The sequence below is a fragment of the Cyclobacterium roseum genome (assembly GCF_010119225.1).
Classification (GTDB): domain Bacteria; phylum Bacteroidota; class Bacteroidia; order Cytophagales; family Cyclobacteriaceae; genus Cyclobacterium; species Cyclobacterium roseum.
Genome location: NZ_WNKF01000009.1, coordinates 49,791 through 73,292 on the forward strand (window position 1 = coordinate 49,791; position 23,502 = coordinate 73,292).

The 23,502-nt window shown below is 46.8% G+C and carries 18 protein-coding genes and 1 pseudogene; 9 read left to right on the top strand and 10 right to left on the bottom strand.

From position 1 onward, the window contains the following. Positions 1-58: 58 nt before the first annotated feature. From GJQ68_RS13660 to GJQ68_RS13680, 5 genes are all read left to right on the top strand, one after another. A complete protein-coding gene (locus GJQ68_RS13660) occupies positions 59-2,485 on the top strand; it encodes an ABC transporter permease (protein WP_162417818.1) in 2,427 nt (808 codons plus the stop codon). Positions 2,486-3,257: 772 nt separating this feature from the next. Beyond that, a complete protein-coding gene (gene tnpA / locus GJQ68_RS13665; RefSeq protein WP_162417819.1) occupies positions 3,258-3,704 on the top strand; it encodes an IS200/IS605 family transposase in 447 nt (148 codons plus the stop codon). Between the two features lie 919 nt (positions 3,705-4,623). Then, the gene (locus GJQ68_RS13670) at positions 4,624-4,902 is read left to right on the top strand and encodes a hypothetical protein (protein WP_162342745.1); all 279 of its coding nucleotides are present in this window, start codon (positions 4,624-4,626) and stop codon (positions 4,900-4,902) included. 503 nt (positions 4,903-5,405) lie between these two features. After that, positions 5,406-6,080, top strand: coding sequence for an ABC transporter ATP-binding protein (locus GJQ68_RS13675; protein WP_162417820.1), 675 nt, complete (start codon positions 5,406-5,408; stop codon positions 6,078-6,080). Position 6,081: 1 nt separating this feature from the next. Beyond that, positions 6,082-7,422: a TolC family protein gene (locus GJQ68_RS13680; RefSeq protein ID WP_162417821.1), complete on the top strand. Its 1,341-nt coding sequence runs from the start codon at positions 6,082-6,084 to the stop codon at positions 7,420-7,422. Positions 7,423-7,480: 58 nt separating this feature from the next. On the opposite strand, the gene GJQ68_RS13685 is transcribed toward GJQ68_RS13680, so the two are convergent. Together GJQ68_RS13685 and GJQ68_RS13690 are read right to left on the bottom strand one after the other, a co-directional pair. Then, on the bottom strand, positions 7,481-8,779 hold the full coding sequence (locus GJQ68_RS13685) for a sensor histidine kinase (RefSeq protein ID WP_235941509.1): 1,299 nt from the start codon (positions 8,777-8,779) through the stop codon (positions 7,481-7,483). Between the two features lie 61 nt (positions 8,780-8,840). Then, positions 8,841-10,229 carry a sigma-54-dependent transcriptional regulator gene (locus GJQ68_RS13690; RefSeq protein ID WP_162417823.1) on the bottom strand — a complete coding sequence of 463 codons (1,389 nt, stop codon included), beginning with the start codon at positions 10,227-10,229 and terminating at the stop codon, positions 8,841-8,843. A 97-nt stretch (positions 10,230-10,326) separates the two neighbouring features. On the opposite strand from GJQ68_RS13690, the gene GJQ68_RS13695 reads away from it, so the two are divergent. The 4 genes and pseudogenes from GJQ68_RS13695 to GJQ68_RS13710 form a co-directional block, all read left to right on the top strand. Next, positions 10,327-10,500: a hypothetical protein gene (locus GJQ68_RS13695; RefSeq protein WP_162417824.1), complete on the top strand. Its 174-nt coding sequence runs from the start codon at positions 10,327-10,329 to the stop codon at positions 10,498-10,500. A 38-nt stretch (positions 10,501-10,538) separates the two neighbouring features. Next, the gene (locus GJQ68_RS13700) at positions 10,539-11,792 is read left to right on the top strand and encodes an efflux RND transporter periplasmic adaptor subunit (protein WP_162417825.1); all 1,254 of its coding nucleotides are present in this window, start codon (positions 10,539-10,541) and stop codon (positions 11,790-11,792) included. Positions 11,793-11,882: 90 nt separating this feature from the next. Next, positions 11,883-12,581, top strand: coding sequence for an ABC transporter ATP-binding protein (locus tag GJQ68_RS13705; protein WP_162417826.1), 699 nt, complete (start codon positions 11,883-11,885; stop codon positions 12,579-12,581). Positions 12,582-12,649: 68 nt separating this feature from the next. Beyond that, a pseudogene (locus GJQ68_RS13710) lies at positions 12,650-12,937 on the top strand (ABC transporter permease); the annotation flags it as partial. Positions 12,938-12,952: 15 nt separating this feature from the next. Here the strand turns inward: GJQ68_RS13710 and GJQ68_RS13715 are convergent. The 8 genes from GJQ68_RS13715 to GJQ68_RS23345 form a co-directional block, all read right to left on the bottom strand. Beyond that, a complete protein-coding gene (locus GJQ68_RS13715; RefSeq protein ID WP_162417827.1) occupies positions 12,953-13,609 on the bottom strand; it encodes a hypothetical protein in 657 nt (218 codons plus the stop codon). Positions 13,610-13,649: 40 nt separating this feature from the next. Further along, positions 13,650-14,660, bottom strand: coding sequence for a glycoside hydrolase family 43 protein (locus GJQ68_RS13720; RefSeq protein ID WP_162417828.1), 1,011 nt, complete (start codon positions 14,658-14,660; stop codon positions 13,650-13,652). Between the two features lie 78 nt (positions 14,661-14,738). Beyond that, positions 14,739-15,296, bottom strand: coding sequence for a Uma2 family endonuclease (locus GJQ68_RS13725; RefSeq protein WP_162417829.1), 558 nt, complete (start codon positions 15,294-15,296; stop codon positions 14,739-14,741). A gap of 308 nt (positions 15,297-15,604) precedes the next feature. After that, on the bottom strand, positions 15,605-16,651 hold the full coding sequence (locus tag GJQ68_RS13730) for a hypothetical protein (protein ID WP_235941512.1): 1,047 nt from the start codon (positions 16,649-16,651) through the stop codon (positions 15,605-15,607). A gap of 398 nt (positions 16,652-17,049) precedes the next feature. After that, positions 17,050-20,019: a glycosyl hydrolase gene (locus tag GJQ68_RS13735; RefSeq protein ID WP_162417831.1), complete on the bottom strand. Its 2,970-nt coding sequence runs from the start codon at positions 20,017-20,019 to the stop codon at positions 17,050-17,052. Between the two features lie 25 nt (positions 20,020-20,044). Then, positions 20,045-21,538: an L-fucose/L-arabinose isomerase family protein gene (locus tag GJQ68_RS13740; RefSeq protein ID WP_162417832.1), complete on the bottom strand. Its 1,494-nt coding sequence runs from the start codon at positions 21,536-21,538 to the stop codon at positions 20,045-20,047. Positions 21,539-21,565: 27 nt separating this feature from the next. Further along, a complete protein-coding gene (locus GJQ68_RS13745; protein WP_162417833.1) occupies positions 21,566-22,813 on the bottom strand; it encodes an MFS transporter in 1,248 nt (415 codons plus the stop codon). A 389-nt stretch (positions 22,814-23,202) separates the two neighbouring features. Further along, positions 23,203-23,502: a hypothetical protein gene (locus GJQ68_RS23345; protein WP_235941513.1), complete on the bottom strand. Its 300-nt coding sequence runs from the start codon at positions 23,500-23,502 to the stop codon at positions 23,203-23,205.

Here is a 23,502-nt window from a genome sequence, read left to right on the forward strand (position 1 = left end):
CAATTTTACTCGGAAATAATACTCCCATTTTCTCTAAATCGCAGACCAGAAATCGATTATGCTGAAAAACTACTTTAAGATCGCTTACCGAACCTTGTTACGACATAAAACCTTTTCTGCCATCAACCTGGTAGGGCTATCCATAGGGATTGCGGCCTGTTTGATTTGCCTTTTATTTGTGAAAAATGAATGGGGCTACGACCGTTTTCATAAAAAAGCAGACCGGATTTTCAGGGTTGTTTTTCAGGGCAATATACAAGGGGAAGTCCTCAAAGAAGCCCATGTGATGCCCCCTGTGGCCGAAGTATTACAAGCGGATTACCCGGAGGTCCTGGCCGCTACCCGAATCCGGTTGATGGGTTCACCTACAATCACCGTGGATGAAAGCGAATTTCGAAATCACGAGGCAGCATTTGTGGATGCCAATTTTTTTAAAGTGTTTACCTTTCCGCTATTAAAAGGTCATCCTGAAAAGGTATTGAGCGAACCCAACAGTCTGGTAATCTCCCAATCCAAAGCCGAGGCGTATTTTGGGAGTCAAAATCCCCTGGGAAAAGTCATCTGGACGAATGATGGGAAGGAGGGCTTCACCGTTACCGGGGTGATGGCCGACATGCCCCGGCAATCCCATTTTCGGTTTGATCTGCTGGTATCCATGTCCACCTTTCCGGAAGGCAGCAACCCTTCCTTTATGGTTTCTGAATTCTATACCTACCTGGTTTTACCCGAAGCGTATGACTACAGAAAACTGCAGGCTAAATTACCCCAGGTGACCCAAAAATACATTGGCCCTCAGCTTCAAACCGGAATGGGTATTAGCCTGGAAGCATTTCAAGCCGCAGGAAACAAAATTGGCCTTTACCTACAACCGCTAACCGACATCCATCTGCACTCCGACCTGATGGGTGAATTAGGCCCCGGTGGAGAGATCCGGTATGTGTATATTTTTAGTGCCATAGCCATTTTTATGTTGCTCATCGCCTGTATCAACTTCATCAATCTGTCTACGGCTAGTGGCAGTCGAAGGGCCAGAGAGGTAGGGGTCCGAAAGGTATTGGGTGCTGCTCAACGTCAATTGAGGGGGCAGTTCCTGGCAGAATCCATCCTGCTCAGCAGCTTCGCACTTTTGCTGGCTCTTGTGCTCGTACAGGTGACCTTACCGTTCTTAAACGACTTCTCTGCAGATCAATTTGGCTTTTCATTAACCCACAACTACTGGCTACTACCTGCCCTTCTTTTAATTGGATTAGGGGTGGGGGTATTGGCAGGAGCGTATCCGGCCTTCTTTCTGGCCTCCTTTAATACCGTTAGCGTACTAAAGGGGGCACCCGCGGCCCACCCTGGCAAAAGAAGGCTGAGTTTAAGAAGTGCCCTGGTGGTCTTCCAGTTTTGTATCTCCATCATATTGATTATTGGCTCCATGGTCATCTACCGCCAACTGAGTTTTATCCAAAACAAAGACCTGGGCTATGAAAAAGAGCAGGTCTTGATTCTTCCGGATGTTGGCCACCTGGGAAATAATGCGGAAACCTTCCGGCAGCAACTGCTTCGAGATGAAAGGGTAACCCACGTGAGTATTTCCGGCTACCTGCCTTCCGGCCCCAGCTATAATAACAACTATTTTGTTTTTCCCGAAGACGACCCTTCCCTACAGATCAAAACCCTTCGATATGAGGTAGACGAAGAGTACCTTCCCACACTGGGCTTGGAATTGCTGGCTGGCAGGAATTTTTCTATTGAATATGGTTCGGATGATGCGGCAATGCTGATCAACGAAACAGCGGCCAGAGCCCTGGGTTGGGAAAAAGAGGCACTTGATAAGCGGCTATCCCATGCCAATAATGATGGAGAAAGAAAGGTCTACCGGGTAATTGGTGTGGTTAAGGATTTTCATTTCAGATCCATGCACGAGCGCATTGCTCCCTTGGTGATGACTTTGGGCAGCGGCAAGGGAGCCGTTATCGCAAAAATAAAACCCGACCGGGTAACAGGGCTTTTGCAGTCCATAAAGGATAATTGGACGTCTATGGCAGTGGACGAGCCCTTTTCGTACAGCTTTCTGGATGACAGGTTTTACCAGACCTATGCGCCGGAGAGGAGAATGGGGAAAGTGATCCTTATTTTTTCCGGGCTAACCATATTAATTGCCTGTATGGGCTTGTTTGGGCTGGCCACATTTACCACCAAGCAGCGAACCAAAGAGATTGGCATCCGAAAGGTGCTGGGTGCGGAAATTACAGGGATCGTCTTGATGCTCTCCGGAGATTTTCTCAAACTGGTGGGAATCGCAGCCATCTGTGCGTTCCCCCTTTCGGCCTGGATCATGGGAGGCTGGTTGGAAGGTTTCGCTTACCGGATCCCGATAGGCCCCTGGATCTACCTGGGGGCAGCCTTTATCGCCGCAACCGTGGCTTTTCTCACTACGGGTTACCTTGCCTTACAAGCGGCAAGGACTAATCCGGTGGCTAACCTCAGAAACGAATGAATGGGTAGGTTGAGATTCCGTAACTGTAGATATTTGTTTTTTTGCGTGCAGGTTAATGGATTGAATTTGGTTAATTGTTTCGGCCTTTGGAATATTCAACTCCTCCGGAGTTGGGGAAACCTCAACCCTACCCTCACCCCGCCTTGCCAGGCGAGGCCAATGATATTCAGCCCCTACCGGGGCTGCCTTTAAGAATTTCAATTATCATAACGATTAAGGGATTCGAATACACAAGTCCGAATGGGCTTGAATATCAATAGCCATGGGTGCAAACCCATGAACAAAACACGCAATACACCCCGAACCCCGGCAGGGGTTCAATATGGACGTGCATCATAAACCCATTACCTCAAAATCTGTAATTATAAAATTGGACCAAGCCCTCAAGAAGGATGCAATCAAAAATCCAAAGTCTCCACCCTCAACACAATCACGGATCATCTTCTAATCCTCCGACTCCTCCGGAGTTAGGGAAACCTCAACCCTAACTCAACCCCGCCTTGCCAGGCGGGGCCAATGATATTCAGCCCCTACCGGGGCTGCCATTACGAATTCCAATTATCATAAAAATTAATGTGTTCGAATACACAAGCCCGAATGGGCTTGAATATCAATAGCCATGGGTGCAAACCCGTGGCCAAAAAAACGAAATAAACCCCGAACCCCGGCGGGGTTCAATATGGACGTGCATCACAATGCTATAATAATTGGCTAATTTGATAGAGATTTTTTATATATTGTTATAAAGATTTTCCATATAACCCTATAACCTATGTCGTCTTATATTCAATCAATTCATCATATCATATTCACTCCTTACAAAAGACAACCAATACTTACAAAAGAAAAAAGACCTGAATTGTTTAAGTATGTAACTGGCATTCTCAAAGAAAAAAAATGTCATCTTTACCAAATTAATGGTGTCGAAGATCATATTCACATATTGACACATATTCATCCTACAGTCGCACTTTCCGACTTGGTAAAGGATATAAAAATAGCTTCAGGAAAAATGATCAAAAGAGAAGGACTGTTTGAAAAATTTCAGGGATGGCAGAATGGATATGGAGGCTTTACACATTCTTTCAAGGAAAAAGAAAGATTGGTACCATACATCATCAAACAGGAAGAACACCATGAAAAGGTTTCTTTTCTTGAAGAGTTCATTCGTATCCTGGAAGAAAACGGAGTTGAATACGACCCAAAATATCTGGATTGATGTGATTTTTCCTATACCATTTTATTTTTTAAATTGATTATCCAAGAAAAGCTTGATTTCGTAATTTGATAAATCAATTAATGAAGCTTCATTTTTGTCGAGTACCCAATTCCGAATGGGCTTGAATATTACTAGCCATGGGTGCCAGCCCATGTGACAAAATAACGCCCTACACCCGGAACTCCGGCCGGGTTCAACATAAAAGCGCACCTTAAACCCATTACCGCAAAAAACCGAAATCCGTAATTATAGACTTGGACCGAGCCCAAAGGAATGGATGCGATCAAAAAAGAATCCAAAGTCTTCATCCCTAACACAATAACGGATTATCTTCAACTCCTCCGGAGTTGGGGAAACCTCAACCCCGCCTTGCCAGGCGAGGGCAATGATATTCAGCCCCTACCGGGGCTGCCATTACGAATTCCAATTATCATAACGATTAAGGGACTCGAATACACAAGCCCGAATGGGCTTGAATATTACTAGCCATGGGTGGCAACCCGTGGTCAAAAAAACGCCATACACCCGGAACCCCGGCAGGGGTTCAACATAGGCATGTCACCAAGCCCCATGGACAGGTAAAATGGGGAAAACAACCTTAAAAGTGGAGGGGTGGGTAATAAATTTTACGTAATCGGGATTGCAAATCCTAACTATCTGAGGTTCGGAATTGCAAATTCCGAACAGCACCTCCACTTCGGCCGAACGGAGTCGATGCCCAGCCAGCACAATCCAAACAAGCCATTATACCATCAAGTAAGTACACCATTAACCAAATCAGCACCTCGATTGATCAGCAAAATCAAACCATCGAATCATCAGACCATCCTATCATTAAACCATCAGGATGCCATTTTATGCCTGCAAATTACTATACGGAACAGTTTTTGCACTAATTCAATAAAAAAAATAAAAAGAAATGGATAACAGGGAAAAATTAGAGAAAATGGATCGGGCTTTGAGGATGTTGGAAGACCTTAAGAATAGCCAGGTTGCCATGGTAGAAAAATCTTCCAAACTGCAGATGGATGCGATGGAATTCAATTTCTCGGAAATGGAAAAAAATATGGGAAATTTATTCTCCACATTTAATGAATCGCTGGACATAATTAATACGGAGTTGGAGCGATTTGAAATCAAACGAAATCAATTCGAAATGAAACACGGATTGGATAAGGAGGAAGGCTTAGATTCCTAAGCTCCCACCTAAGAATAAATAGAAGCTGGGTGAAAAATGGCTAATAGGTCGACCTTAAGACATCCTACCCCTTGCACATGCATAATTGTTTTCATGCAAGTGAATGGATGTCAAATCCGGATGGGGTTAATTGTTTAATTTTTTAGGCCTTTGTCATTTAGCCATCAGCAATTGGCTTAAAAACTATTTCCATTTTAGTCGATTTTGCATAGGTCCCTTGGCTGGGTTTCCAATAGAAATTTCATTTACCAAAGCAGGGTTGCAAACCCTGTTTACCTGAGGGTCTAAATTGTAAATACCGAACAGCACGGATCATCAGCACATTACCAAATCAACCCATCAGCACATCATTTTGTTCGCCAGCGAACAAAGGTGTTCGGGTAACGTAGTATTGTCCCATCCTAAAATCCCCCTATTCGGTCATTTCAGGTATCTTTTTTATGGCATGGAAGTAGAATTAACTTCTGACACCGGGTGCGTACCCTGGCCATCAAATCAAATTCATGATACAGTTAAAAGAAATCGACAAATTTATAGAATCCCGGTTCCAGCGAATATTCATATTGAAGGGCATTCACCTCCAAATAGACCAAGGGGAATTCATCACCTTAATGGGGCCTTCAGGGGTAGGGAAGTCCACCTTACTAAACATCATCGGTCTTCTGGACGAGGAATACGAAGGGTCCTATTTTTTTGATGGCACGGCCATCGCTTCCATGAAAAACAAGCAGCGGACTGCGCTTCATAAATCCGAATTTGGATATATTTTCCAGGCCTATCACCTGATAGATGAGCTAACGGTGTATGAAAATATCGAAACACCATTGCTCTATCGAAACGTTTCCTCCTCGGAAAGGAAGGGAATCGTGGCAGGTCTTTTAGACCGTTTCAATATGGTAGCAAAAAAGGACCTCTTTCCGGAACAATTGTCCGGTGGCCAGCAGCAGTTGGTAGGTGTCGCAAGGGCGATAGCCGGTAAACCCCGGGTGTTATTGGCAGACGAACCAACCGGAAACCTCCATTCGGCTCAGGCAAGAGAAATCATGGAAGTATTCAGGGAACTTAACCAGGAAGGAACCACCATCATCCAGGCTACCCATGCCAGGGAAAATGCGGATTACGGAAACCGCTTGATCGAAATGTTAGACGGGAAAATTGCTCATGATACCAAACTTTAATATGAAAAATTGGACGCTCCTTACCCTTTTTTTACTTGCGGGGACAAAAGCAGTTCTCGCCCAGGATACCATTCCCATTACTTTTGACGAAGCAATAGCCATAGGATTGGAGCAGAACCTGGACTACGCAACCCAAAAAAACCAACAGAAAGTGCTCACCATGTCCAGGGTAAATGCCCGCTTACGCCACCTGCCATCGGTGAATATCAATACGAATCTCAATCGACAGGTTGGGCAACAGTTTCAACAGGTGGAGGGCCAGCTAATTGTCACCAATCAGATCAATGACATCCTATCTTCCGGTCTTAGTGCCAGAATTCCCGTTTTCCATGGTTTTCAGCGCCTACATGAAACCAAGGCGGCCGGTTTCTTTGAAGCGGCCGGTGAAAAGGCCCTGGCCCGGGCAAAAGAAGAACTAAGCTTTACCATTGCCCAGCAATATCTTCAGGTGTTATTGGATGAACAGTTACACGCCATTGCTACTGAAAACCTGAAAAATCAAAAAAGTCAATTCGCGCAAATCAAAGGCTTTGTTGAGGCCGGACTGCGAACCCTGTCCGATCAGTATAATCAACAGTCTGAAGTCGCCAGATTGGAAACGGTGGCACTGAATGCCAAAGTCCAATGGGAAACGGACTTGTGGGCCCTGGCCGAAACCCTGCAATTCGAATCGAACCGTTTACCGCTGCCTGAACCGGTACCTCTTGACCAAAACCACAGTGAGTGGTTGGAGATGGAGCCACAGGAAGTGTATGAACAAGCCCTACTGTACCGCAGTGACCTGAAAGAACAGCAACTCCTGGAACAGGGGAACCAGCGGCTGCTGGCCGCTGCCAAGGGCACCATGTATCCGCAGCTCTCTGCATTTTTTAACTACAACACCTTTTTCACTTCGTTGGACGAACGAACCATTGGCGATCAATTACTAATGGTCTATCCGCAACGAATCTTTGGCTTTTCACTGAGCATCCCGGTCTTTAATAATTTTGACAATAAAACTGCTGTAACCCGTGCCCGGGTGAATAGGATAAACCAGCAATTGGAAAATACGGCACTGGAAAGGAAAATTTTTCAGGAAGTGAAACTAGCCCTGGAAAACTTCAAGGCGGCCATTCAAACCAGGGCCTCTACCGAAATGCAGCTTAAAGCAGCTCAGGAAGCTCAGAAAGCGATATCAGAACGATTTAGGCTCGGGGTAAGTAATTTTGTGGACCTTGCTCAGGCAAACGAACAATTAGTTACCGCCCAATCAGATCATGTACAGGCAGCCTATACCCTGTTTTTCCAGAAAATAATACTGAAGTATGCCTTAGGCTTGTTGGCCGAGGACCTGCACCCCTAACGTTGGACTAGATGGATTTGATTCTGTTCAGCCAAGAGTATGAATCAATACCAATGCATTAACCTCCTCCTTTTCCCGGACCAAAAAGCAGGGTAAAAGTAGTCATTTCCCCGGGTAAGGAGGCTACTTCCAGGCTGCCCTGGTGGAGGTGCATCATTTGGCGGGATATGGCCAGCCCGATACCGCTTCCGGACTTTTTGGTCGTGTAAAAAGGCACAAAGATTCTTTCAGCAGCTTCCGGAACAATGCCTTCTCCGTAGTCGGTAACCTGTATCATCGGAATGCCGTGGCTGGTTTTTCCGGCCGTCAGGACGATAGCACATTGGGTAGCCTTTTCCATGGCCTCTTTGGCATTTTTTATCAGGTTGATCAAGATCATCTGCACCATCTCCCGGTCGGCATAGACCCGTAAATCAATTGGGTCACACTGCGATTTCAAGCATATCCCCGAAGCAGAAAGTTCCTCCTTCATGAGTACGCAAACGTGTTCGAAGAGTACACTCACTTTAAAGGATTTGAGTTTCGGGTGGGGAATATTGGTATAATCGCGGTAGGCATTAACAAAATCGACCAAACCATTACTCCTTTTGGAAATGGTGGCCAGTCCCTCCGACAGGTCCTGGTAGCTGTCATTATTGATGACCATTCCAGGTTTCGCCGGTACCACATCTTCCTTTAAAATGGTCCCCAGGGAATTGGACAGACTGGCAATAGGGGTCATGGAATTCATGATCTCATGCCGCAGTACTTTGGTCAGGTTTTGCCAGGCCTTCAATTCATTTTTCTGTAACTCTGTTTTGATATTCTGAAATGAAAGCAGGGTCCAACTCTGCCCATCCATTTTGAAGGCAGAGGACTGTACATTCAGGTGCAGTTCGCCATTGATCCTTATGGAAAAAGAACCCCCAGGGGTCAATTCCAGCACTTTTTTTAGTAATTCTTCGGAAAGTTTACCCAGGTCGTGGATATCTTTGAACTGCGGAATTTGTAAAAGTTGCTTTGCAGCCCCATTGATCACCCCGATTTTACCCTGACTTTCAAAGGAAATGATGCCGGTATTAATATGCTGCACCATGATCCGAAGGAACAGCACCTGCTCCTCTTTTTCGGCCCTGGTTTTTTTGAATGCAGCAATCACCTCGTTAAAGGACAGGTTCATCTCCTTAAACGACTTGCCCAACTTGCTGTCCCTGGTAAAGGAAGATGAAAAATCGGAGTATCGGATAGAGTCCAGAAACCGGGTGATTTTTCTATTGGTAGTATTACAGTAGGAAATCAGGTTTAACGTCTGGATAGTCAGAATGACAGCAGAAAGGATTCCGGTCAGGAGGGCATTTTCCCCGGATAAATAAAACATACCGACCGTGACGGTTAAAACGATTAAAAGCACCCGGAGCACGATGCCGGCTGAAAATGATCTAAAGCCCATAACGCTCCAATCTTCGATACAGGGAAGAACGAGTAAGTCCTAATTCCTCCGCAGCCCGGGTGATATGCCCGTTGTGTTTTTGCAAGGCCTTTCGGATCAGGATTTTTTCTACATCCTCAATGTTGAGGTGGTCCAGGTTAATGGTTTCCTCCAGCTTTTCCGGCTCCATTTGTTTTTGGATAAACAAGTCTTCCGGCTGGAGTACACTACGGTCGGTCATGATCACCGCCCTTTCGATACTGTGCTGTAGTTCCCTGATATTTCCCGGCCAGGAATACTTTTGCATCCTTTTGATCAGCGCTTCTCCGGCTTTGCGAATATCTTTATGGTATTTTTTGGAATAGATGCCGATAAAATGATTGGCCAGTGGCATGATGTCTTCCAGCCGTTCCCGAAGTGGAGGGAGGGTAATTTCAATGGTATTGATGCGGTAAAGGAGGTCTTGCCGGAAACTGTTTTCGTAAACCATGTTATGTATGGCCATATTGGTGGCAGAAATCAGGCGGATATTGATGGGAATGGCCTTGTTTGTTCCCACCCGGGTAACCTCCCGGTTTTGAAGGACGGCCAGCAACTTGGACTGCAGCGATAAGGGCAGGTTACCGATTTCATCGAGAAAAAGCGTGCCCCTATGAGCCTGCTCAAAACGTCCCGCCCGGTCTTCCCTGGCATCTGTAAAAGCGCCCTTTTTATGACCAAAAAGTTCGCTTTCAAACAACGTATCGGTAATGGCGCCCAAGTCCACGCCTACAAAAGCCTCCCGATGCCGCCTGGAGTTTCTGTGAATAGCCCGTGCAACCAGTTCCTTTCCGGTACCGTTTTCTCCCAATATCAAAACATTGGCATCGGTGGCCGCCACCCGGTCAATGGTCTCGAAGACTTTTATCATGGAGGGACTCAGACCAATGATGTCTTTGTACTTATGGTCCATGTCTTTATAAAACTGTTGTTGCTGGTCCTTCAACTGAGACAGTTCCAACTTCGATTGCCGGAGTTGTACGGCAGCATTTAGGGTGGCCAACAATTTTTCATTCTCCCAGGGCTTAAGCACAAAATCCGTAGCCCCCTCCTTAATCGCTTTCACGGCGGTATTCACATCACCATAAGCGGTGATCAGCACCACTACTGCAGAGGAGTCCAATTCCAGGATCCTATCTAACCAATAAAACCCCTCCTGACCGCTGCTGACATCCTTGGTAAAATTCATGTCCAATAAAATAACATCATAATGCTCATTTACCATCAGGATAGGAAGCATGCCCGGGTTGGTTTCAGTGTCCACCTGCCCGAAATGTCTTTTTAAAAATATTTTTGCGGCTTTCAACAGGTCCTCATTGTCATCCACGATCAGGATCTTTCCGCTTTTTCGTTCGTTCATATCTTATCTATTAGATAGGTTTTGCCCATTGGGAGAATCCCAAAACCTGTACCGAAAGGAGACAAGCGGACAAACTTTTCCCAAAATCGGTCATTCCATGAAATATAAGCTTATTTTTCCCAACGTTTTGACTTCGGTTCCAAAAATGAAAGGTACCTATACCATGCAATTTTGGTCGCTGGCGGACAAATTTGTTCGGAAAAAGCGCTCTTCTTTTCTGGAAATTGGCCATCAGGCTATTATTTCAGGGGTTTTGCCAGTGGCATGTTAATTGGCTAAGTCAGTAGGAATAAAAACAGGCTCCAAGAAATGGACAGAAAGATTGAAAAGAAAACCTGGACACCAAAATTGATCGGAAGCGTGCTCGCCGGTAGTTTGCTTTTGGGATTTATTATTTACCAATTGGTTTTTGCAGATGCCAGGTCCTCGATGAATGTGGACCGGGAACGACTGACGATTGCCAATGTGACAAGGGGTGAATTTACCGATTATATTCCCGTGAGCGGGAGCGTCGAACCGGGAGAAATTTTTTACCTGGATGCCATCGAGCGGGGGAATATCCAGGAAATTATCAGGGAGTCGGGCTCCATGGTGGAAAAAGGGGACACCTTATTACTATTGACCAATTCCAACCTTCAACTGGATGTCATGCAACGGGAGACCGATCTCTATTTTCAAATCAATAACTTGAGACAGACACGCCTGCTTTTAGACCAAAACGACCTCAGCCAACAAGCGCAACTGGCGGAAATCGATTACCAAATCAATTTGCTCAGGCCCCAATATGATCGGTTCCGGGAATTGCATCAAAAAAAACTGATTTCCGACCGGGAGCTTGAGGAGGTAAAAGAGGAATACGAGTACAATTTGAAGCGGCAACGACTGACCTATGCCTCCTATAGGAATGATTCCATCGCGCGCTCCATTCAGAAAAAACAACTGAGGGATTCAGAAGCAAGGATGAACCAGTCGCTGAACGGTGTGGGGCACATTTTGGATAACCTGGTGGTAAAAGCCCCCATCGACGGGCAATTGACCACCGAGCAAATTGAAGTGGGGCAATCCATAAACGCTGGAGAACGCTACGGGCAAATAGATATCATCGATAAATTCAAAGCCCGGGTACAAATTGATGAACTGTACCTGCCCAGGATCAATACAGGTCTGAAGGGAACCTTTACTTTTTCAGGCGAAACCTACGAACTTGAGATCGCAAAGATTTATCCCAGTGTGACTGGAGGCCGGTTTGAGGTCGACATGGTGTTTACCGATGATGCCCCTTCCGGCATCCGCAGGGGGCAAACGGTCCGGATCCGATTGGAGTTGGGAGAAAGCGAACAGGCGGTATTGCTGCCCACCGGCGGGTTTTACAAAGATACCGGAGGCAATTGGGTATTCGTGGTCAATGAGGAAACAGGAAAAGCGGAAAAAAGAACTATCCGCCTGGGTCGGAAAAACCCAGAGTACTACGAGGTGATCGAGGGACTCGGAGAAGGGGAAAAAGTGATTGTCAGCGGCTATGAAAATTTCGGGAAAAATGAGGTTCTGAACCTGAGCCGTTAAAGAAGCTAGAATGGACGGTAGTTAGCTACAATTCCCGCTATGGGAAAAGATTGAAATGGAACTTAAAGGGTAAAACAAATAGCTGAAAAAATGCAACACATTATCAAAACCAATCAATTAAAAAAGCGGTACACCACCGAAGAGGTAGAGACTACTGCCCTGGACGATATCCAAATCGAAATAAAAAAGGGAGAATTTGTCGCCATCATGGGGCCTTCCGGATGTGGCAAGTCCACCCTACTGAATATCATTGGCCTGTTGGACAATCCTGACGAAGGCGAATATTACTTTCTGGAAAAAGAAGTGGCTCATTTTTCGGAAAGGCAGCGGTCTCAGCTTAGGAAGGGAAACATTGGGTTTGTCTTTCAGAGTTTTAACCTTATCGACGAACTCACCTGCTTTGAGAATGTGGAATTGCCTCTCCTGTACCTTAAAATCCCGGCCGACGAAAGGAAAAAGAAGGTGGAGGAAGTATTGACCAGAATGAACATCATGCACCGGAAGAATCATTTTCCACAACAGCTTTCCGGTGGTCAGCAGCAGCGGGTGGCCATCGCCAGGGCCATCGTGGCCAAACCGGCGGTGATACTGGCAGATGAGCCTACGGGAAACCTGGACTCCGCCAATGGAGAAGAGGTGATGCGCCTTTTGGAAGAGCTGAACAATGAAGGGACCACCATCGTCATGGTCACCCACTCCCCTCATGACGCCAACTACGCCCACCGGATCATCAATCTTTTTGATGGCAAGGTGGTGACTGAAAACATCCGGGAACAATTTCACATTTAGGAAGGGTTTCTTATGTTCAAAAACCATTTTAAAATTGCGATAAGGGGTTTTATCCGGCACAAAAAACCAAAGAAATTGGCATTCGCAAGGTATTGGGTGCTTCTACCATTTCAATTTTAAATGTGATCAACCGGGAGTTTATATTTATCGTTGCCCTTTCCATTTTGCTGGGTTCGGGACTGGCCTATTGGTTAATGAAAGAATGGTTGTCCGGGTATGCTTACCGGATCGATTTTGAATGGTGGATTGTTCCTTTGTCCGCACTGGTGATTTTTTCCATCGCCTTTATTACGGTGACATTACAGGCCCTGCGAGCAGCCAGTGCAAAGGCAGTCCATGCGTTGAAAATGGAATAAAAAAACAGCTATCCGTTAACTTGGTTCATTTTTCACCAACGCGATAAACACCATGCGGTAGTCCTCGCTATCGTAATACACATACAGCCGGTTCGCCTCAATTTCGTAGGAAACAGCCTTCTCAAGACCCTCCGAGTAGTCGATATGGTGGCTTTCCTCCGGAAAAATAATGGTGCCGCCTTCTGGAAAATCCCAATAGGGCAAGCCAACTTCAAACCCAATCGCTCCCTGCTCATCGTAAGAAAAACAGGAATGAAGTACCCCCAGATGGGTCCTGGTTTCCAGTTTAAACCTTCCCTGACATGCCTCATCTTCCTCAGCCCATTCCTGATCCATTAACTTCAGGTAAAGTGGAAAATCATAGTCATCCAGCCTATTATCGTATCCTCCCTGATAATGGGTAAGATGAGCCAGTCTCGCCGTACAGGTATAGGGGTAAAAATTGCCTGTTTCCAGATGTTCAAAACCGACAAATTCCCAATTGCCTATCAGCGGTATGGGGTCTCCCTCCTGATCCAAATCAAATCCGCAGACCGGATAGGCGGGGTCTTCTGTAGTCTCCTCCACTTCCGCAGGCCCTTCCATTTCTTCCGGCTCCCCGGGTGAGGAAATATCCTCAGAACACGAAAACACAAGCATCAATAAAACAAGAAAGGCAGTATTTCTTACCATAGAACCCCTTTTTTAACTAAAGAACGCTTAGTTAAGGTTATTAGTATTCATTGCCACTAAATGGCTGTCCCAGGACCAGTTTATCCCCAGAATCATCGACTTCAAAAAGTTTTGGGATCCGTATGTACCGGCCGTTCTCCCCTACCCGGTGGCTGTGGACGGCCATCAGCAGTTGTCCATCAAAAGTCCTGAACAACATCCCATGCCCATAGTTTGGGGGAGTAAAGGGCTTTTCATCGTGAACCCAGGGACCATCCAGGGTCGCGCTTTCCGAATAGGCCAGCCCTTGGCTATAATCACCGAACACCCAGCTGGTCCAGAGCATGCTCAGTTTTCCGGTTTGGGTTTTAAACAACCAGGGTCCGTCCGTGACCTTGTTGGGAATGGTATCTCCTGCATCATTGATCTCACGGCTCCAGGGGGACTCACTGGCTTTAAAAAGGAGCTCGCTTTCTCCCACCGCACCACTCAGATCCGGTTTCAATTCGATTTTTTCGATGGTTCCGTTCCAGTTTTGCAGCCACTCGTAGCAGTATACCATATAGGGTTTGCCGTCTTTGTCCACCCAGAAGGTTCCGTCCAGCGTCGGCTTGTCAGCCGGCAGATAGGTCGGATCTTCCATGGGCCGGTAAGGTCCTTCCGCCTTGTCGCTAACCAGGATATGGGAGGCCCTGCGTTCGATCACATTACCTTTTACCGTATCGATCTTTACCTCCCGGTTGGTAAAGGTGGCAAAGGAATAATACTTGTCTTTATACTGATGAAGTTCGGCAGCCCAGATCATTGGTCGGGGTCCCATCCAGGAATCCGGGTCGGTTTCGACAACCCGAAACGGCCCGGTCCAGAATTTAAGGTCCCTGCTTTTCCAGAGCAAACCTCCCGTTCCGGTCATGTAATACATGGAAGTTTCGGAGTCCGCCAAAATACAGGGATCGCTTAGCCGGATGGAATCCAAAGGAATGTTTTCCCTGATTTCAGGAAGGCGGTTTTGGGCAAAGGCAAGAGGCTTTAGGGCCAGCATAAAAAGTAACAAGACAATCAACTGCTTCATAGGATTGGGTCGGTTAAATTGAAATGCAAAGGAGTAAAAAGGAAATGGCGGAATGGCTTTCAAAAAAAAGACACCAACCTAAGGTAAAATGAGCAATTCCTTCACAGAAAGTTTTTGCTCCATCAGGGAAATTTTCTCGCCGGGCAGGTATCGTTGGATGCTGGAATAGCTTCCTTTTTTCGGATTCGTATGGACTTCAATCCAATTGTTACCCAAATCGATTATCCAGTATTCCTGAATGCCGTGGGAGGCATAGAGTGGCGGCTTTATTTCCCTATCAAACTTGATAGAAGCATCGGACACTTCGATGATGGCCAGCACATCGGCAGGGGCCGGATGCGCGGATGAATAATAGTCCGACCGATATTTTAATAGGGAAATGTCCGGTTCGGGCTCATTCCTGTCATCGATTTGAACTGGATTTTGAACGCCGACGACTGCCTTATTTTTGAACAGCTCATTCAACAGGCTAGCCAATTTATTGACGATGCTTGCGTGTTTACTTCCAATGGGGCTCCTCTCGTATATTTCACCGTGTATCAGTTCCAAACGGTCGTCCGGCTTTAAAATGCCTATCTCCCCCATTTGGTGGTATTCATCTACACTGATCAACCGCTTTACTACTTCAGTTGCCATGTTATGCTTCTTTTTCTATTTTTAAAGATAGGCAATTTCGGTTTTAAATGCCAATAGGCCATTCTATTGGGGAGTCTCACTTTTATGACTATTTTTTTAGCTTAACCCGTACGATGATGGGATTCAATTCAAACCTTGTTCCCAAAGGAATTTCTTTGATAGAAGAAGCGATATCGGAAAGCATTAATTCTTCAGCCTCCACATTGGTCCCTCTAATAACAAGAATTCCCTCCGGTTCTTTAGAACAAGACAGTGAAAAATACTTGTTTCCTTACTTCCCGTAATTTATACTCAAACCCATTCCAATCTTATAAAACCTTACCTGTCCTTTTCCAATGTGATTTCATGTGCCATTCCCCTTCTTTGGTTTTTTCCAGCCTGGCTTCCCATCTGTAAGTACCGGGCCACTGTTTGAATACCTTACCCACGGCATACAGCAACCTTAATGATATTTTTGTTGGCCTGGGTTTCCATCCTTTGGAAGGGACCAACACCATGAGGATACTTTCTTTATTGGCACAGATCAAATAATCTCCGGATATCGAACCCGTAGAGGGGTGGCCTTCAACCAAAAAATGCCCTTCCTGAGATGTTCCTGCCTTCACCGCCTCCAAATGGGGAAAGGCAGGATCAAAAGAAAACTTGATATCATGCACCAGGTTGTGTCTGGTAAGGGATTTTAATTTGGGAAAACCACCCCCCCACTCCAATTCCAAAGTTGTATTTTCCTGCGTAACTTGTTCTACTCCCTCATCCACCACTTCCTGCGAGAGAGGACCATCGTAGGCCGGATTTAAGGTTGCGATCAAAGGCTTGGGACTGTACCTGGCAAAATACATATTCATCCAGTCCATAGGTACCGGAAGAACATCCGGAGAATGAACTTTCCCATCAATGGATACATGAAAATCAGTGTCTTTCCTTCTGACAAAATAAAAATCGTGTAGCAACACCAAAGGCATGGCGGAAGGGTTTTCAGCAGCATCCCCCATCGGAGCCAGCAGCCCAAAAGGTTTTCGGCTCTTAGGGTTCTGCTCAAAGATTTGGATTTTTATGGTTCTGCCCAAAAGGTCAATGAATTGGTAATCCGCTTGCACCCCGAAATCATTTACTTCAAAAGAAGCAAGGGGCATTTCCACTTCAACCATATTGGCCAGCCCTTTGCCCACAATGTCATATTTGGCCTGGTCCAGTGTTAAGGAAGCTTGGTGGTAGACATCGACCTTTCCATCCACCCGCCAACCGATGATCAAATGCCCCCTGCCGTTTTTTCCATCATCGAATACCTGTGGTTCAAAGCCGATATAAAGTGAATCGGGATCTTTTTCAAAATTGACCAATAAGAGCTTTTCCATTGGATCAATCTGAACCTTAAACGGGTTAAAAACCCAGGCCTGGGAGAACAAATTATTGTTTGAAGAAACCATAAGGACAGCTAATAAAATTAATCCTCTGAGGGCTTTCGGTAAAAAACCACATCCCCTTGAAATTAAAGTGGATAAATGCCAGATACAACTCATTATTAACGTAATAACATTGCAAATTTAATGAGCCAGGCTTTGATGCGCTATGACTGATACCAATGAAAAATATGATATGCGTCATGGACAGCTTTATGCAGCCATGAATATAGCTGCCGTTTTGTCTCCAAATTCAACAGATACTGTTTCTTCCAGGGTACCTCCCCCCAGACTGGGGCCGGTTAATCCCTCTGGAGTACCAAATGATCGGAAAAAATCCTCGCTGCCTGGAGCTACTGAGGTAATTTGACTGGCACAACGGTACGGAGTGCCACGGGCCCAAACAATCCGGAGGGGATCAAGGGTGCCTCCTCCCAGGGCACCCGTATATGGCTGATCCCTTTGATATTGGTTTCCTCTATATGGGTTTGGGTGTACGTTTCCCCGGTTATGGCATCTCCCGTAATCCGGTTGGACCAGGTATTGGCTACTTCAATGCGTAGGGTATTGATCCCGGGGCGAAGCAGATCGCTTACATCAAAGCGGTAAGGCTTGGCCCAGGTAATGCCCAAGCACTCATCGTTCAGCCAGACTTCCGCCACATGCGACAGATCACCCAAATCAAGATAGATTTTGGCATTTGCATGGTCGGTAGGATGCAGGGCATGGACGAATTGCTTTTCGTAGCGAGCAGTGCCGGAAAAGTACCGGATGCCTTCCACTCCGGATGCTGTCCAGGATGTCAGTTCCGGAAAAATCGCTTTTTCCGGAGCACCCCAACCTTCGGGAAAGAAAACTTCCCAGGCACCGGCAATTTCCTTTTCATGGATATGTCCATGGATTTCCCGGTCACCGGATTCTTCCTGCAAGACGAAGATTCCCTCTTCCCAAATTTCAAAACCATCCTCCAGAAAATGAATTTTCGGAGGATGTAAACCAGCTCCGATGATCTGGGTATAATGTTCCGTTTCTCTGCCTGGTCTAAACGTTACAAATTTACTTTCGTAAGGAGCCAATGTAAGTGGCAGGGTAAGCTGTTTTTCTTTTTGCTCATAAATGGATGCGATGCTTATCTTTCCCGTAACCGGATCCCAAATTTCGGGTACTTTTCCCTGCTGCCGAAAATGCACATTTCTCGAAAGCCAGTCACCGGTAGTATTGACCACAAAATAGAAATCTATCCCCTCTTTTTGATAATGGGTATAATCAAGCGTATAGAACGCCTTGTCTTCATAATCAAGGTCTGGTGCAAGTTCCAGTGCCGCCAATATTTCAGCAGGGCTTGCATCACGATATATAGCCGTCTCTTCTGTTTTGAAATCTTTTGCATTGAACGGTTGCCATAAATCATCCAGCCAACCCTCCATATTCGACATACCGGGTTTCACTTTTCGTTGGGCGATCCCGCTAGGTTTCGGACCCATGATCACTGCGCCTTTTTCTGCCATATCTTTCAGTTTGATCAACACTTCCGGATTGATTTCGTATTCCTCCGTCAATGCCAATATTCTAAATCGCGCACCGTTTTTGGGATTTATAATTTCTCCATCTTGCACCTCCAGCCCTAGGAGAATTTCCGTATTGACCAGTTCGTAGTCATAGCCTGCTCCCGGAGAAAACCTGCTCCGCTTGTGTCCCCCATAATTGGGTATGGTATCTCCGTAATAATACAGAAAGTCGGCCTGAAAATCCGCTTCCTGGAGGATATAGGAAACACGGGCCAGGTATTCGTTAAAAGGCCGGATCTTGGGCCACCATACCCGTTTGTCGTTGTAATGGGTGCCGGCGTGGTAGACAATGCCGGGAAAACCGGTTCCTTCGGGATTATGGGTGGAGCCATGAACGACCACCTTATTCATGCCTTCCGCAAAAGCCCGGTCCCCGATTGGCTTCATTTCAAAAGGTCCCTCTTGCCAATGCTGAAAGGAAGTGAAGGCTTCCATTTCAACAATTCCCAGACCATACATGTGAGAAGCCGAAGAAACTTCTTTCACTACCCGCAAGATATCCATTCCGTCTTCATTATACCGGCCGTGATTGATCCAGAATTCACCTCTGGGAATGTCCAGCCCTTTTCCCAGTGCCTTCAGGGGCTCCACAGGAACATTGTGCAGGGGAAGACCGGGTCCTCCGGCCTCACTGTTGTTTTTAAGACCGTGGGCATTGCAGACTTCTTTGGATTTCATGTAAAAATTTTGGATCATCAGTTCGGACAAGGTCCGCTGAAAATCAGCCCGGAAATTGGCTGTTGTTTCGGCTGAAAACTCCGCTTCCTCAAACAAGATGGGAAGGAGTTTTTTGACCTCGTATCCGTTGATCGTCCTGAATTTCTCCGGAAGCGTAGGCGTCCAGGTAAAGCCTCTGGCTTCATAACTGGCCATGTAAAGGCTTTTCAGGGCAGTTTGCCTCAGGTCCCCCAACACCGATTGCAATCGGTCGATGATATAATTAAAATGGAAGGCTGTGGCTTCGGCATCGTAATGGTCCACGATGGGGCCTGCGGAATATTTACTAGGCAGAATCAGGTTTTCGCCCGAATTGGAACATACGTACCGGACAATTTTCCATTCCCCCTCGGGTGCCTCCCAATCCAGGATCTCCGTTTCGGGATTGAAAAATTCGGAAATGTCCCGGATTTGGCTGGTATCGGCCCGGCTATTCTCTGGAAGTTCCGGTAGGGCCAACACCACGATCTCTTCGGAATACACCGGTCGGCCATCTGCTCCGAATTCGATCATCCGCTTTCGGCCTCTTGGATCCGTTTCTGGGATTTCGGGAAAGGGAAGGGTGACTTTTTGATTTTTCCCTCCGGTAAGGGTTACTTTCGATTGATAGATGGATTTGGCGGCATGCTCCGGGGTCAACCAGTTTCCTCCTGCATTCCAGCTACTGGCCGTATTCAATCCTACTTCCAATCCCAGTTTCCCGGCTTCCTCCACGGCCAATTGAATGGTTTTCAGGGACTCTTCCCCCAAAAATTCCGGGCCTGTTCCTACCAGAACGGTATCCCTGGAGCCGATTTCGAAGATGGTAAACCCCGATATCCCCGCCTCCTTAAATGCCTGAATTTCTTCCTTTAACCGAAGGCGGTCCACATGACCACCCAACCACCAGTGGTAAACGTTTGGGTAAGCATAGGAAGGAGGTGACTGAAACCCTTCATTAAATTGGCGGTAAGCGTTTTCTTCCTGCCCATATGTTGACTGGAGAGAAAAACAACACAAACCGACAAGGATGAGAAATGGACAATGATAAATTTTCATGGCATAATTGGGTTGAATACAAGTTTCAAGACACGATAACCGATTCGATTTGTAGGTAATGAGCGATTTTTTGGATGCTGCCGGCATGATGCCCAATACCCAGAGCAAAGTGGTGGGTTGGCCCTTCCTTGATCCATTTCGTAAGAAAGGTTCGCACATCCGGCTTGAAAAAGCCCCGTGTATTGGTATTTCCGGTGGGAGGAATGGGCCCTTCCACCGATTCTCCTTCGGCGATTACAAATTTGAATTTTCCTTCGAAGGTGGAACTGATGCTCAGCATGGTAATAGGGCCTTCCTTGATCTTGAATTCGACCCCGGCTCCAAAACCGGGCTTGCCGTGGTATTTCTTTAAACTCCGCAAGACCGGCTTCCCCTGGGCAATGGAGATATTGTGCGGGCCATCGTGTCCGACCAGGATAAAGTTTTCGATGAAATCCACCGGATGAAACTCCGCAAAGCTTCCACCGATCCCCAAACGGTCCATGATAAATAGGGCCAAACAGGTCTTTAAATCCGATTCCCCACACATGGGAAAACCCGAGCTGGTGAGCAGGGAGTTGCCCACGATCAGGTTGGCCATTACTTGTTGGGTATCGCTTTCGGGCTCACCATTGTAGTAATAGGCCAGGCCGTCCAGTTTTTCGCTAGCCACAAATTTTTTTAAGGCCAGGGAAGCCCTTGCGGCCACTTGTAAATCGGCCGGTCGCAATTTTTCGGAAATGGGGTCGGAAACCGGGTCCGGTGTATCAAAAAACGACAGGATGCGCTTTTCCTCCTGGGCTACCTCTGCCTCGCTCACCTGGTGGACATACTGGTGAACAATTTGATTGGCCTCGCACTGCACCACATGTACCCCAAAATGAGCAGTAAGCATGGTCGCATCCGTATGCATGTCCAGCATGGCTTCTATGGGATGCCCGATATGGCCGATTCGGGCATTTTTCAATCCATGCAGCACCCGGGCAATGCGGCAAAACTCCTCGATTTGCGCATCGGCTCCCGGGTCCTCGTGCAGCGTGCCGATGATGACCTCGGGCACCGGTTTGCCCATGCGCAGCGCTACGCCTGCAAATTCGGGCAGGGAGCACACATCGTCGTTGTACAGCTGCATGTAGGTAGAAGCCCGGCTGTAGTCCATGGCCTTGTCCGGCTGTAAGGCCACCAATACGATGGGCGTCTCGATGGTCTTGATGATCACGCCAAAGGTGCTGGAGGTGGCGTAGGTCAGCATGTCGCAAAAGATCAAATCCAGATTGGCCGCCTTGAGTTTGGGCACCAGGGCATAAGCGGATTGGGCATCGTCTACCATGCCAAAATCAATGACCTCCACCGACAGGGGCGCAAGTTTATCGAGAAACACCCGTTGTTTTTCTAAGAGATCTTCCAACAAGCCTTCGAATTGGGGCCAGTACTTGAAATATCCCACCCCAAACACACCGATCCGGGGCCTGGTTTCCTGTCTTCGTTCCCAGGGCTGCTGCTCCCCGGCTGGATTTTGTTCATTCGTGCGTTTTTCCATGTTTTTGCTCGGTGAAGTATTGGCGAATCACCCGGCACCTGCGCCTTTTGGCGGCTTGAATTCCAGCGCAGTAATCGAGGGTATTCGGATAAGCAATATACAAAAAGCCAGGGGATACATCAGTCCGGAAACCAACCACAAGGGCCCGTAGGAATAATTTTGTGCCACCCAGCCAATAACCGGATTCAAGAGCATGCCGGAAATTGCCCCGGCCGTTCCCGACAGCCCCACCACCGTGGAGGTGGCCTGGTTGCCAAACATATCGGCAATGGCCGTAATGTAGTTGGTGATCCAAAACCCGTGGGCCAGCATTACCAGCGACATAAGCGAAATGGCTACCTCCACCGAGGAAACGGTAGAAATAAAAGGCGCCACCAGTGTGACCGCAGCTGCAAAACCCATGACCCATTTTCTGGCGGCGTTGATGCTCAGGTTTCGGGCAATAAGTTTATCCGAACACCAGCCACCCAGCATGTTTGACAAGCCCAGGGCCAGAAAGGGGATCCAAAACAGTTCCCCGATCCGCTCGAAGGACAGCTCCCGCTCCTGATTGAGGTATTTGGGTACCCAAAACATCAAAAAATAAAACACCGGGTCCAGCAAAAAGCGGATCAAAATAAATGCCCATACGGTCCTGTTTTTCAATAAATCGACCATGGGCACCCGAATCGGCCTTTCCGTTTGGGAACTGCCCGCCCGGCTCTGCGCATGCAGGCTTTTTTTCCAGGATTGGGCAAACCAGGCGACGACCCAGACCAGGCCAACCAGGCCCGGCAGGATAAAGGCCCAACGCCAGCCGTACTGCCCGGAAATCAGGATGGTCAGGGGAGGCGCTACAACGGCACCAATGGCCGCCCCACCAATGGCCACGCCGTTGGCCAGGGCCCGCTCCTTTTTCCCAAACCATTCGTACACGGTCTTCGCTGCTCCGGGAAAACAGCCTCCTTCACCCATGCCCAGCAAAAACCGGAATCCCACCAACTGGTAAAAATTCCCCATAAGTCCATGCAGGGCACTGGCCACCGACCAGACGCCCACCGAGATGCCCAGACCTACCTTTCCTCCTACCTTGTCAATCAAGCGGCCGCCTACGGTAAACATCAGGGCATAGCTGACGAGAAAGCCCGTATTGACCCATCCGTACTGCACGTCCGATATGGACAATTCCTCCTGAATCTTGAGGATGGTCATGGAGAGTACCTGCCGGTCCAAAAAATTCAAACCGGTGGCAAGAAATACCAGGGCCAATACGTACCAGCGGATTTTTGGGTTCATGTACTTCACACGCTACGTTGTAAATAACCTATTTTTTGATGCTGAAAAACGAGTGCGAGCTAGAAATTTACCAGATAATTGTGACAAAATGACTTTTAACTCAATTTTTATCTAGTATCTCCTTTTCCATAAATACCAACCTAACGCACCATATAATAAATGATAGGGTAAAGAAGGTTTTGTTAATGCGCTTGTTAGCAAGAGGCCGCTGTTGACAAATGCCCGTTAGCATTGCATGCTGTATGTGTTAGGTCAGTAAAAGTAAATTAAAAAGGTGCAAACACCAGATCAGGAATTAAAAACACGGCTTAGTGCCCCCATGACCCACCTTCTAATAATTCAATTGGGCAGGTTTATGATAAAAACAATTTCAATTAACATGCAGATGATTATTTCTTCACCAGTAGCAGTTTATAAAAGGTGATGTATTCTTGCTCCTCTCCTACGAAGTCATCATCTCTAAGGGCGTAAAAGGACTTGTCCAGCCCTTCGATATTCATAATTCTCCCGATTCGGTATGGAACGATGATTTCATTGGAAAGAATGGTATCTTGGGAAATGATTTTCAGCACCTGTTTCTGAAAATCTTTGTATTTGGGGAAGTTTTTTGGAAGGTTCAATTCGTTTTGCACGAATATTTCTTCGTCAATTCCTTCATCATAGTAAACGACCGTCCCTTTTTCTGTCAC